This is a genomic window from Trinickia sp. NRRL B-1857 (assembly GCF_050470685.1).
Taxonomy (GTDB): Bacteria; Pseudomonadota; Gammaproteobacteria; order Burkholderiales; family Burkholderiaceae; genus Trinickia.
In genome coordinates this window covers 839,986-852,908 of record NZ_JBFLUK010000001.1, presented here as the reverse complement: position 1 = coordinate 852,908, position 12,923 = coordinate 839,986, and the positions used below count along the sequence as shown (strand labels likewise).

Genomic DNA, 12,923 nt, shown 5'->3' with positions numbered 1-12,923 from the left:
GAGAATGATGTATCGCAAACAGGCGAGATCGACCGCGGCGCAAGCCGCCCTGGCTCTAGCGCTCATTCTGAGCAGCCTCTACGCAGTGCCCGAGGCGCAAGCTCAATCGAGGGAGCACGCCGGTGCGAACGAGATCGGCCGAAGCACCGAGGCATGGCTCGCGTTGCAGCGTAGCAACGCCGCGGCCGCCCCCGCGTTGCCGATGCCGGGTGCGCAGGCGACGTTGGCCTATGAGCGGTATATGAACTCGTTCCGTACGAAGATTCCGGAGTCGTTCGGTTCGACGCTCTCCGGCGAGAGCGGGACGACGCGCCTCGATCGCTGGAGCGGTGGATCGGGTGCGACGCAGCCCGCGGGTACCGACTGAACGGCCTCGACCGTGTCACACGCCCCGATTCGTCATGCCGTCGATCGCTTGCCGATCGCCGCCAGTGTGCCGCACCACCTGCGGCGGCCGCATCGCGCCGAGCGCGGCGCCGTCGCACCGATCGTCGCGTTGTTCTTGAGCGTGTTGATCGCGTCGCTCGGCGCGCTCGACGTGGGCAATATTTTTTTCGCACGGCGTGCATTGCAGCGGACCGCCGATCTGGCGGCTTTGGCCGCTGCGCAAACCATGAACGACGGGTGCGTGAAGCCGACGGCGATCGCCCGGGCGAACGCGGCGATCAACGGCTTTTCCGCCGATGCGACGGGCCAGACACTGAGCGTCGTGTGCGGACGCTGGGATCCGAGCGCCAATGCCGCCCCGAGCTATTTTGCCGAGACGAACGCGACCACGCCGCTCAACGCGGTCCATGTGACGGCGACGCGCAGCGTGCCTTACTTCTTCCTCGGTCCGACTCGCACGCTGAGCGCCAGCGCGACAGCCGAGGCGACCGACCTCGGCGCGTTCACGGTCGGCACGACGCTCGCGCAACTGCAAGGCGGCCTCGTCAATGCAACGTTGAGCGCGCTGCTCGGTGCGAATTTGAATCTTTCCGTCGCCTCGTACGAATCGCTCGCCAATGCGCGCGTGCGCGTTCGCGATCTCATGGCCGCGGCCGGCGTCGGCACCGTCGATCAATTGCTCGCGACGCAGGTGAACGTCGAGCAACTGGCTCGCTTGATGATCGGGGCGTTGTCGTCGACGACGATCGCCGATGCGAACTTGCAGACCGATGTCGCGACGTTGCAAGCGATCGCCGGGGGGGCGAGTGCCGGCGCGGCCTCGTTTGCGCTGGGCGATGGAGCGGGCGGACACGGCGTGATCGCACTCGCCGCGGCGGACGGGGAGGCGGCGCTGGACGCGACCGTGAGCCCGTTCGATGCGTTGCTCGTCGCGGCCGAGGTGGCGAAGGCGGGGCAGCCGCCGATCGATATCGCGGCAGGGCTCCAACTCGCCGGCCTCGGTGCGACGCTGAAGGTGCAAATCGTCGAGCCGCCGGTCCTGGCCGTCGGAGAGGCGGGCTTCGATCCGATCAAGCAGCGCTGGCGTACGCAAGCGAGCACCGCGCAGGTGCGCCTTTACCTCGACGTCGCGCTCGGCACGCCTATGCTGCCTGTCATCGGTTCGATCGGCGTGAATCTACCGCTTTCGCTCGAAGCCGCGCCGGGCACCGCCTGGTTGCAATCGACGAATTGCGCACCGACGCAAGCGGCCAGCACCTCGACGATCGGGGTGCAGCCCGGGCTTGCGAATGTATGCCTCGGCGATCCGCCCGCGAATCTTTCGGCCTCGCAGCCGTTTTCGTGCACGAAGCCGGCCACGCTCGTGAACGTCGCCAATGTCGTCACGGTGACGGCAAACGCGGCGCTGCCCGCGACCGTGCCGCCGTCGTCGGCGACGACGCTGACCTTCGTGGGCGCCGCGCCGACCGACGGCGCGTACCAAAGCGCCGATTCCAACGCCGTCGGCAGCATATTGGCCGGCGCGCTTCAAGGTTTGACCGCGTCGCTCGCGCAGCCCGATTCGCTGAACGTGACGCTGCTCGGCGGCGTGTCCCTACCGATCGGCGAGTTCGTCGACGCGCTGCTTGCCGTCGTCTCTCCCACGCTCGATCAGTTGCTCTCGGGAATCGATCCGGCCGTCGATCCGCTGTTGCAACTGCTCGGCGTTCAAGTCGGCGTAGCCACCGTGCACGATCTTTCGCTCACGTGCGGTGCGTCGAAATTGGTTTATTGATGTTTAGGATCCCTAATAACGATGAGAACCGGCCATACGATCGAGGAACTGGACATTTATGTCTGGGAGGGCAAGGCTGACATCGTCGAGCGCGTAGTGCGCTGCATGTCGAGCTTCGACGTCGACGTCATTCGCGCAGACGATATGACGAATGCGCCCGAGCGCAACCCGTCGCGTGCTTCCCTTGCCGTCATTAGCGTGAGCGTGATCGGCGGCAGCGGCGCGAAGCTGCGCGATTGGCAGGCTCACACCGGCATGCCGGTGATTTGGGTCGGCGCGTTGCCGCGCGAGCGCGATCCGGCCATGTACCCGCCCGAATACTCGCACGTGCTTCCGCTCGACTTCACGTGCGCCGAGCTGCGCGGCATGGTGACGAAGCTGCTCACGCAACTGCGCGCACATGCGGCGCAGGCTTTGGCGCCCACGGTGCTCGTTGCACAATCGGAGTGCATGCAGGCGCTGCTGCACGAGGTCGACACGTTCGCCGATTGCGACACGAGCGTCTTGATTCGCGGAGAGACCGGCGTGGGCAAGGAGCGTATCGCGCAACTGCTGCATGAGAAGCACAATCGACTTCGCGACGGCCCGTTTGTCGCCGTCAATTGCGGCGCGATTCCGGACGGCTTATTCGAGTCGCTGTTCTTCGGCCATGCGAAGGGGTCGTTTACGGGGGCGGTGGGCTCGCATAAGGGCTACTTCGAGCAAGCCGACGGGGGCACGCTCTTCCTGGACGAGATCGGCGACTTGCCGCTATACCAACAGGTCAAGCTGTTGCGGGTGCTCGAGGATTGCGCGGTGACGCGCATCGGGTCGGCCGTGCCTGTCAAGGTCGACTTCCGGCTGGTGGCCGCGACCAACAAGGACCTGCCGCAGCTCGTGAAGGACGGCGCTTTTCGGGCCGATCTGTATTACCGGCTCGCCGTCATCGAGTTGCGGATCCCGTCGCTGGAGGAGCGCGGCGCCGTGGAGAAGATCGCGATCTTCAAGGCCTTCATCGCCGCGGTGGTCGGCGCGCAGCGGCTCGCGGCGCTGCCCGAAATTCCGTACTGGCTGGCCGATGCCGTTGCCGATACCTACTTCCCCGGCAACGTACGCGAATTGCGCAACCTCGCCGAGCGGATCGGCGTGACCGTGCGTCAGATCGGCGCGTGGGATACCGAGCGCTTGCGCCGGCTCATCGCCCACGCCCGCAATGCGCAACCGGCGCCGGCCGAAAGCGTGGCGCAGATCGTCGTCGACCGCAGCAAATGGGATATGGCCGAGCGCGAACGCGTGCTCGCCGCGCTCGCGTCGAATGCGTGGCGACGGCAGGACACAGCACAATACCTCGGGATCAGCCGAAAAGTCTTGTGGGAAAAAATGAGGAAGTACCAGATATTCGATGAGGAGCCCGAAACGCGGGAAAGTGAGGGATAATGGCGCGCTTGAGTCAAGCTGTCTCAAAAGTAGAACTATTCCAGCAGGAAACGACACATGAGCCACTATTCGCGTATGCGGGGGACCGCGCTAACAGCGCTTATCGCAATCGGGGGATTGGGTATCGACGGCTGCGCCACGGCGCAGTCGGCCGCGCAAGACACGGCAAACGTTGTACCGACGGCAACGGCTTCGGCTGCGCCGGCGGCACCTGTCCTGACCACTTCGTCAGCTGCTTCGACGCAGTTGTCGGCTCCGGTCACGTCAGCGGATCAGTCAGCGTCAAAGGACGATGAAGCGACGGATGGGCAGGGTGATGTTGCGCAATTGCAACAATTGATGCACGGCAACGAGCTCTCCGAATTGCGCACGGCATACAACGGTACGTACGGCGCGAGCCTGCTTTTGCACGGTACCGACATGACGTATTACGCGGTGCTCTTTCAGCAGAAGAATTTCTGGCGCGTGATCAAGACGACGAACGCCGACTACGCGGAATCGGTCTATGCCGAGTTCGTGCGACGCAGTGCGCAGCTTGCCGATGTCGAGATCAAGCGCACGGTACTCGCGGCGCAAAAGGCTTATACGGAAGAGCAGCTCGCGAAGGCGCAAGCACGAGCCGATCGCCTGCAAGCGGATCTCGAGGTGGCGCATAAGCAGCAAGCGCTCGTCGCCGCCCGCCAAAAGCAAGCTCGCGAAGAGGCGGTGGCATTGCAGACGCAGAAGGCGGCGGCTCAGGAACAGTTGAGCGCCATGCAGCACCAAATCCATCTGCTGCAACGTGAAACGCAGCAGGGTCTGCCGGCTAAGCATCCGCATTCGCATCGCCGCAGCAAGCATTGAGACCTCGGTGGCATCGGGCGCGCTCGATGCCACTCGTTGCCTCGGTCCGCGACAGCTGCGACCGCCTTATCTCATCTAGCGTCTCGTGCGGCGAGGGGATCGGGTCGCCGCTCGGCGAATGCTTGCGTGACGACTCGTTCGACGATGCGCTTCGCGCTCGCCAAATGGGTCGCCGTCATGGCGCGCGCGCCGCGCGCATCGCGCTGCCGGCAAGCCTCCAAAATAGCCTCGTGCTCGGGCTGAAACGCGGCCGTATCGGCGAGCAGCGTGCTTTGTAGCCGCTCGTAGCGTTCGACCTGGCCGCGCAGTTCGCGAATCGCCTTCAATTGCCGGGCGTTGCCGCAAGGCGCGTACAGCAATTCGTGGAACTCTCGGTTCAACTCGCCTTGCTTATCGGCCGTCTTCGTCTTGCCTAACAGTCGATGCACGAGCTCCGCACGCACGATCGTTTCCTCGTCCATCTGCTTCACGGCGCGAAAGATCGCATCGCCCTCGAGTAATGTGCGCATCGCATAGATTTCCTCGACGTCGCTCGGCGTAAGCGCGCGCACCGTGGCGCCGCGGTTCGGATAGATCTCGACGAGGCCTTCGGCCTCGAGCTTTTTCAGTGCTTCGCGCAAGGGGATTCGGCTGACGGCGAAGCGGGCGGCCAGGTCACGCTCGACTAGACGCATGCCGTCGCCCAATTCGCCTGTCGCGATAGCCGCGCGCAGCGATTGTGCGAGGGCGTCAGCCGTGGAATCGATCTTCGTTTGCATAGGGTGTCCCATCATCGGTCGGCATAATGGTATACCAAGCGCTGGGGGCGATGCGATTCGCGGGACGGGAAGGATGATGGCCAGGGGCGGCGCGCACTAGTTCGATGCGGTCGCCGCTTGGACGGTGGGTGCGCCGAGAAAGCTTCGGGATCGCCGACCGGATTGCTAAAAATAGTCTGAACAATATGCGACGCGCATCGCCAAAGGCGAGCACATCGCTTCGTTCGAACGGGACTTAAGCGAACGCAATCCGGGAGCAGGGCGTCGCCGCGGGACGAGGCACAGCGTTAGCCGGCAACGGCGCCGCGCGGCGGCCGCCGCGGTTACTCGTCGCGGTGATCCGAGCCGTTCGTATCGCTGGACGGGTTGTTGTTTTGCAGTGTGCTGAACGGACGACGCCGGCGCGTGACGACGACGGGCCCTTCGGACGAGCGATGCTCGCTGCTCGAGGACGGACCGTATCCTTCACGTGGCTCGCGCGGCTCCCTCGGCTCGCGTGCTTCGCGCGGCCCCGACCCTTCACGCGGGCCGTGACGTTCGCCGTAACCGCCGCCGGGACGCGGGCCGCGTGGGCCGGGGCGCGTACCCGTATCGATCTGGATCGTCGAAATGGCGCGTTTGTAGATGCCTTGCAGCCCCACGGGCGTGCGCAGCATGACGAGGTATTGGTCGAACGACTCGATGCATCCCGTCAGGCGGATGCCGTTGACGAGATAGATCTCGACGCGCTTGCGCTCCTTGCGCGCGGCGTTCATGAAGTCGTTCTGCGGATGCGATTCGGACGGATTCGGCATTGCGAGTACAGCAGCGGGGGCTGCTCCACGGTTAGTTGGCGGCTGCGCGACGAGGCGCGCACGATTCACGATTGGCCGGGATTTTACCCCGGGCGCGCGATGCGCGTATCGATTTGGCTGAGATCGTCCGTATACATGCGTCGCGACGTCGTTTTTCGCCGATCTTTCGCACTGCCCGGCCCCCGCGCGGCAGGGTGTCGGGGCCAAAAGCGGTATTTGCCGCACTCGTTTTCTTGAAGCAGCATCGGCAGTGCCTATCATGAATGAAGAAAATTCGGACGGCATCGCACCGGTCGCGCTTTGCCGCGCCTTGAGCCATTGTTTCGACGCGCGCAGGAGTATTCGATGACGAGCGTACACCCTCCGAACCTGTCCGAAACGCAGTTTTTGCGCGCGTTGCGCGAGTTGGCGTCCGTCGTGGGGGAAGCGAACGTACAGCGCGCAAAGGATCGTCTGGACGACTATGCCGATCCATTTACGCCGCAACCCATGGCGCAATCTTTCGCCGCATCGGCGGCGGTGTTGCCGCGATCGACCGACGAAATTCGGGAGGTGCTCAAGATCGCGCGGGCGTATCGGCTGCCGCTTTGGCCCGTCTCGACGGGACGAAACTTCGCCTATGGCGGCGCGGCCCCGCGTTTGCGAGGGTCGGTCGTACTCGACTTAAAGCGCATGAATCGCATTGTCGAAGTGGACGAGACGCTGGCCTATGCGCTCGTGGAGCCCGGCGTGACTTATTTCGATTTGCATGACTACTTGCGCCGGCATGGTATGAAGCTATGGATCGATCCCGCTGCCGCCGGGTGGGGCAGCGTGCTCGGCAATGCACTGGAGCGGGGCTTCGGCTACACCGCCTATGGCGATCATGCGGCGGCTCAATGCGGCATGGAAGTCATGCTCGCGAACGGAGAGCTCGTGCGCACGGGGATGGGGGCGATCGAAATCGGCCGCACGTGGCAGTTGTACAAGGCGGGGTTTGGGCCGTCCTACGACACGATGTTCATGCAATCGAACTTCGGCATCGTCACGAAGCTCGGCCTTTGGCTCATGCCCCAACCGCCGGCTTACTTGATCGCGCACGTCAAGCTGCCGCGCGAGGACGACCTCGCGGCCGCCGTCGAAACGCTTCGGCCATTGAGGTTGAACGAAATCGTCCAGAACCATGCCGTCATCGAAGGGGCGATTCGCCATGCCGCGGGCGTCTCCTCGCGCGCGGATTGGTACGACGGAGCTGGCCCGCTGCCCGAATCGGTCGTTGACGCCATCGTCGCGCGGCTCGGCATCGGCCGCTGGAACGTTCACTTCGCCCTTTATGGCGAGCGCGATATCGTCGATGTGCGTTTCGCCGCTGCGCAAAAAGCATTCGCGCGTTTGCCCGGCGCCGCAATCGAGGCCCACCGGTACGAGGCAGGCGATGTGCCGACGGGCGGCAGCGAGGGGAACATGGCCGGCATCCCCGCGATGAGCGCATTTCGCATGCTCGACTGGCGCGGCGGCACGGGCGCGCATGTCGATTTTTCGCCGATTTGCCCTTTCACGGGACCCGATGCGATGCGGCAATATTCGGTGGCCAAGGCGCGTTTAGCCGAGTACGGATTCGACTATTACGGCGGATTCACGGCCGGCCAGCGGCACTTGCATCACATCGTCGCGACCATCTTCGACCGCACCGATCCGCATCAAGTGGATGCCGCGGCCGACTTGCAGCGCGTGTTAATGAGCGATACGCGCGCCGAGGGCTATGGTGTCTACCGCACGCATTTGGCGACGATGGATTTCGCCGCGTCCCAGTACGATTTCAACGACGGCGCGCTGCTCAAAATGTCGGAGACGATCAAAGACGCGCTCGATCCCGACGGTATTCTCGCGCCGGGCAAGTCCGGCATCTGGCCTCGCGCTTGGCGGGCGAAACGCGGTGTGTTGTGAGGAGTTTCGACGATGGATCGCCGCACCTTTTTGCGTTCGAGCCTCCGCGTAGCGGCGATGAGTTGCGCGGTGCCGGGCCTCGATTGCGTTGCCGCTCGAAATAGGGCATCCGCGCGCTTGCTTGTCCTGATCGACGCCGCTATGCCTATCAGCCGCTCGTACGCAGCGCTCCGGCAAGGAGCGGACGCACGGTACCTTCGCGCCGGCGCGGATATGGGCGTGCTTTGGTACGAAACGCTGCGCGATTGGCCGGGGCGGATCGAGGGCGTATTGCGTTCGTCCGATTGTTTCGTACTGCGAAGTTTATCGCTTGCGTACGGCCGGGACTTTCATTCGACGGCGGTCGACCCGCGCGCGCAGGGACGCACGACCGACGCCTGGGCGATAGCGTTCGAGATCGATGCGGTGCCGCCCGTTTCCCGGCAATGAAACTCGCCGCGACGGGGGTATCTCCGGCGACGACCGCGCGCGAGTTGCTTGGACCGCCGCCGTGCGAACGCACCTCAGTGCATCGCCGTTGGCGGCGTGGCGCCGTCGGTATTAGCGGTATCAGCCGTATTTGCAGTATTAGCGGTCGCATTGCGTAGCGTGTCGAGCTTGGCGAGTTCTTCGTCGCGTAGGGCCCGCCGCAAGATCTTGCCCACGTTCGTCTGCGGCAACTCGTCGCGGAATTCGATCAGCTTAGGCACCTTGTAGCCCGTCAGATGCTGGCGGCAGTGCTGCAAGATCTCGTCGCGCGTGAGTCCAGGCGCGCGCGGTACGATGAAGACCTTCACGCGCTCGCCTTGCGCGTCGTCGGGGATCCCAATCGCCGCGACTTCCCGCACGCCCGGATGCATCGCAATCACATCTTCGATTTCGCTCGGATAGACGTTGAAACCCGACACGAGGATCATGTCCTTCTTGCGGTCGATGAGCTTGATGAAGCCGGCGCTGTCCATGATGCCGATGTCGCCGGTTGCGAGCCAGCCGTCGGCGTCGAGGACTTTCGCCGTTTCGTCGGGCCGCATCCAATAGCCTTTCATGACTTGCGGTCCCTTCACGCATAGCTCGCCGGCCTCGCCGATGCCGGCCCATGCGCCGTCTTCCTTGCGAAAGCGGACCAGTGTCGACGGTGCGGGAAGACCGACCGAACCGTCGAATTCGCGCAGATGCTTCAAATCGACGGGATTCAACGCGACGATCGGCGAGCACTCGGTAAGGCCGTAACCTTCGACGATCGGTTTTCCCGTCACCGCTTTGAAGCGATCCGCGACGGCGCGTTGCGTCGCCATCCCGCCCGCCATCGCCAGCTTCAAGTTGGAAAAATCCCGCTTGCAGAATTCTTCGTTGTCGAGAAAGGCCTTATAGAGCGTGTTGATCGCCAAGATGCCGGAGAACGTTTGGTTGCGCAAAATCCGCATGACGCGCTTCATATCGCGCGGATTGGCGATCAGAATGTTGCGGCCGCCGAGGCCGAGGAAGATCAATCCGTTAACTGTCAGCGAGAGGATGTGATAAAGCGGCAGCGGTGTGAGCACCGTCTCGACGTCGCCGCTCAATTGACTTTCGGCCCAAGCTTTGGCTTGCAGCAGGTTGGCGACCACATTGCGATGCGTCAGCATCGCGCCCTTGGCGACACCCGTGGTCCCCCCCGTGTACTGCAAAAACGCCAGGTCGTCGTGCGTAACGTCGACCGGCATGAACGGAGATTTGGCGCCTAGGGCAAGGGCTTCGCGCATTCGCACCGATTGGGGCAGGCGATACGGCGGCACCATCTTCTGAACGCGCTTGACGACGAAGTTGAGCAGGCGACCCTTCGCATTGATCGTTTCGCCCAATAGATCGCCGAGCGCCGTCACGACGACATGTTCGACGGCCGTGCCGGGCATGGCCTGTTCGAGCGTTTTCGCGAAATTCTCGAAGACGACGATCGCTTTCGCGCCGCTATCCTTCAGTTGATGCGCGAGTTCTCGCGGCGTATAGAGCGGGTTGACGTTGACGACGACGGCGCCGGCCTTTAGGACGCCGAACAAACACACCGGATATTGAAACGTGTTGGGCAGCATGATCGCGACGCGATCGCCACGCCCGATGCCTATCCTTTGCAGATAGGCCGCGAATGCCTTTGCTTTATGGGCCAGCGTGTCGTACGACATCTCGGAGCCGATGCTGACGAAAGCCGTTCGACCGCTGAAGCGCGACGTGCATTCGTCGAAGAAGTGAGCGACCGAGGCGTATTGACCGACGTCGATCTCGTGCGGCACGTCGGGCGGATATGAGGCATACCAGACACCGTCCGTATCCGCTGCATCGAGATGCATGCCGGCGAGCGCGCCTAATGCGCCCGATGCCGCCTGCGGGGCAATGGGTTGATCCATATCGTTTTCTCCCTGGGTTGTCGTCGCCGCGACGACCCCGCGGCGATCAAGCCGATCGAGGGCGACCGGCGTTGATTCAAAGATCGGCGGGGGCGGTCTTGCCGACCGGCTGCTCGTCGTCGCCGCGCGGGGTGGGCGGCGCGTCATGCGTGGCTTGCGAGCCGACGGCAGGTCCGCTCGCCGTGCGATCGAAATCGGTGGGAAAGTCGTCGACGTGTACCAAGTTCGCACCGTCGCGCGCGTAGCGATCGAGCACCTCGCGCTCGCGCGGCTCGATCCATGCGCGCTCTTCGGCGATGCGGGCCCATTGCGGCAATTCGGCCAAGCTTTGCGGCATGGGCCGCGCATGACCGCTGCGTACGGCCTCGCGCAGTTTCGTCTCGATTTCGGCCACTTGTTGACAGAGCTCGAGCAATCGCTCGCCGCACGCGACGGGATCGTTCGAATCGGGTTGCGCGGGCACATGCGAATCGGCGAGCAGCCGCTCGCGTGCCCCGCATGGCGTTTGCAACAGCAGCGCGATCGTACTGACGAGTCCGTCGGAGGGCGGCCGGTGGCGCAATCCGAGCGGGAAGGCAAGCGTGCGGATGAGGCCGGCGGCGAATCGATTCGGATAGTTCGCGAAGAGGCCCTCGAATGCCTGCTCGGCCGCGAGCAGCGCGTCCTTGACGCCCCATCGCACGAACGGGAGGTCCTCGGGGTGGGCGCCCTCGTCTTCGAAGCGCTTGAGCGTAGCCGACATCAGCACGAGTTGCGAAAGCACGTCGCCCAGGCGCGCCGATAGCCGCTCGCGGCGTTTCAAGGCGCCGCCTAGCAATAGCATCGAGGCGTCGGCTACGAAAGCGAACGCGATGCAAAGGCGCGTGACGGCGCGATAGTAGTTGGCGAGCGTCGGGCTCGCGGCCTTTGGCCTTCTGAGAAACGCGCCGCAGGTTATGCCATGCGCGAAGCTGCGCAATGCGTTCGAGGCGAAAAATGCCGCATGCCGGAACAGCGCGTAGTCGAACGCGATGAGCGCGCGCTCGTCGTCGTCATCGCGCGCGGCCGTCATCTCCTTGAGCAGGTACGGATGACACCTTATCGATCCTTGCCCGAAGATGATGAGCGAGCGCGTCAGAATGTTGGCGCCTTCGACGGTGATGGAAATCGGCAATTGTTGATAGGCGCGCGCGAGAAAATTCGAGGGGCCCATGCAGATGCCTTTACCGCCGGCGATATCCATCGCATCGTTGATGACGCGGCGCGATCGCTCGGTTACGTGGTATTTAGCGATCGCCGATAGCACGGCAGGCTTCTCGCCAAGATCGACCGCTTGCGCACATAGCCGGCGCATCGCATCCATGACGTACAGGTTGCCGCCCATGCGGCCTAGCGCTTCGTGAATGCCTTCGAATTTGCCGATCGGCGTTTTGAACTGGCGGCGTAGCGCGGCATAGGCGCTTGTGCCGCGAACGGCCAGTTTCGCCGTACCCACCCCGGCCGACGGCAACGAGATCGCCCGGCCGGCCGCAAGGCATTCCATCAGCATGCGCCAGCCGTTACCCACTTGCGCGGGGCCGCCGATTACCCAATCGATCGGAATGAAGACGTCTTTGCCCGAGGTCGGACCGTTTTGGAAGACGGCGTTTAGCGGCCAATGCCGGCGGCCGATCACGACGCCAGGGTGCGACGTGGGAATCAACGCGCACGTGATGCCCGGCTCGACGTCGCTGCCAAGCAGGCGTTGCGGATCGCGGGCGCGAAACGCGAGACCGAGCACGGTGGCGATCGGACCGAGCGTGATGTAGCGCTTGTCCCAGGTCACGCGAAAGCCCAGTGTTTCGCGACCCTCGTATTCGCCTTTGCAGACGACGCCGACGTCGGGTATCGCCGCTGCATCCGAGCCGGCATAGGGGTTCGTCAACGCGAAGCACGGTATTTCCTCGCCGCGTGCGAGACGCGGCAAGTAGTGGGCCTTTTGCGCTTGCGTGCCGTAGTGCAGCAACAATTCGGCGGGCCCGAGCGAGTTGGGCACCATGACCGACACGGTGGCAGCCGAACAGCGCGACGCGAGCTTCATCACGACTTGCGAATGGGCGTAGGCGCTGAACCCTTTGCCGCCGTGATCCCGGTCGATGATCATGCCGAGAAAGCCTTCTTGCTTGACGTAGCGCCAGGCTTGCGGCGACAGATCTTGCCAACGCGCGGTGGTCTCCCAGTCGTTCGCGAGATCGGCGAGCGTCGCGCACTCGGTGTCGACGAATGCCCGCTCTTCGTCGGACAGCACGGGTGGGCCGTACGCGAGCAGCGCATCCCAGTCGGGGCGGCCCGTGAACAATTCGGCATCCCACCAAACCGTGCCCGCTTCGATCGCATCGCGCTCGGTCGCCGACATATCGGGCAGCGCGCGGCGAAAGAGCGCGAGCAGGTGACGGCTGACGAGCGCGCGCCGCAAGGGCGCCAACGCGAGAATCATGGCCGGCAAGATCAGGACGATGCCGAGCGCGATGCACCCGGCGATGCCGGCCGCGCCCGTGAGCGCGACGATGGCGAGCCAGAGACAGAGCGTGCCGAGCCACCAGAGCGCGGCGGCTTCGGCGAAGATCAAGATCGCGCCCGCGACGACGAGCGCCACGACGAGCCAAGTCATTGAGCGTTCCTCCGAGCGGCGCGCGCGCCGCCCCTC

10 protein-coding genes are annotated in these 12,923 nt (G+C 64.1%); 6 read left to right on the top strand and 4 right to left on the bottom strand.

Annotation, left to right across the window (positions count from 1 at the left end; genetic code table 11):
- The first annotated feature begins 7 nt into the window (after positions 1-7).
- Genes AB1286_RS03785 through AB1286_RS03770 form a run of 4 tightly spaced genes read left to right on the top strand, consistent with a single transcriptional unit; the run spans position 8 to position 4,420 of the window.
- Positions 8-367, top strand: a complete 360-nt coding sequence (locus AB1286_RS03785) for a DUF3613 domain-containing protein (protein ID WP_430362004.1) — start codon at positions 8-10, stop codon at positions 365-367.
- Positions 368-415: 48 nt separating this feature from the next.
- Positions 416-2,161 (top strand): TadG family pilus assembly protein, encoded by a 1,746-nt coding sequence (locus AB1286_RS03780; protein ID WP_430364977.1) that lies wholly within the window; start codon positions 416-418, stop codon positions 2,159-2,161.
- 21 nt (positions 2,162-2,182) lie between these two features.
- Positions 2,183-3,577 carry a sigma 54-interacting transcriptional regulator gene (locus AB1286_RS03775; RefSeq protein ID WP_430362003.1) on the top strand — a complete coding sequence of 465 codons (1,395 nt, stop codon included), beginning with the start codon at positions 2,183-2,185 and terminating at the stop codon, positions 3,575-3,577.
- A gap of 57 nt (positions 3,578-3,634) precedes the next feature.
- Complete coding sequence (locus AB1286_RS03770) at positions 3,635-4,420, top strand: DUF2968 domain-containing protein (RefSeq protein WP_430362002.1); 786 nt, start codon at positions 3,635-3,637, stop codon at positions 4,418-4,420.
- A gap of 71 nt (positions 4,421-4,491) precedes the next feature.
- Here AB1286_RS03770 and AB1286_RS03765 read toward each other — a convergent pair whose 3' ends face one another.
- Both AB1286_RS03765 and hfq read right to left on the bottom strand, forming a co-directional pair.
- On the bottom strand, positions 4,492-5,178 hold the full coding sequence (locus AB1286_RS03765) for a GntR family transcriptional regulator (protein WP_430362001.1): 687 nt from the start codon (positions 5,176-5,178) through the stop codon (positions 4,492-4,494).
- Between the two features lie 323 nt (positions 5,179-5,501).
- Positions 5,502-5,972: an RNA chaperone Hfq gene (hfq, locus tag AB1286_RS03760; protein ID WP_430362000.1), complete on the bottom strand. Its 471-nt coding sequence runs from the start codon at positions 5,970-5,972 to the stop codon at positions 5,502-5,504.
- A 345-nt stretch (positions 5,973-6,317) separates the two neighbouring features.
- Here hfq and AB1286_RS03755 point away from each other — a divergent pair, with 345 nt between their 5' ends.
- Both AB1286_RS03755 and AB1286_RS03750 read left to right on the top strand, forming a co-directional pair.
- Positions 6,318-7,898, top strand: a complete 1,581-nt coding sequence (locus AB1286_RS03755; protein WP_430361999.1) for an FAD-binding protein — start codon at positions 6,318-6,320, stop codon at positions 7,896-7,898.
- A gap of 141 nt (positions 7,899-8,039) precedes the next feature.
- Positions 8,040-8,327 carry a hypothetical protein gene (locus AB1286_RS03750; RefSeq protein WP_430361998.1) on the top strand — a complete coding sequence of 96 codons (288 nt, stop codon included), beginning with the start codon at positions 8,040-8,042 and terminating at the stop codon, positions 8,325-8,327.
- Positions 8,328-8,401: 74 nt separating this feature from the next.
- On the opposite strand, the gene AB1286_RS03745 is transcribed toward AB1286_RS03750, so the two are convergent.
- Positions 8,402-10,258, bottom strand: a complete 1,857-nt coding sequence (locus tag AB1286_RS03745; protein WP_430361997.1) for an AMP-binding protein — start codon at positions 10,256-10,258, stop codon at positions 8,402-8,404.
- A gap of 76 nt (positions 10,259-10,334) precedes the next feature.
- Entirely contained in the window at positions 10,335-12,887 is a 2,553-nt protein-coding gene (locus tag AB1286_RS03740) for an acyl-CoA dehydrogenase (protein WP_430361996.1), read from the bottom strand.
- Between the last annotated feature and the right edge of the window lie 36 nt (positions 12,888-12,923).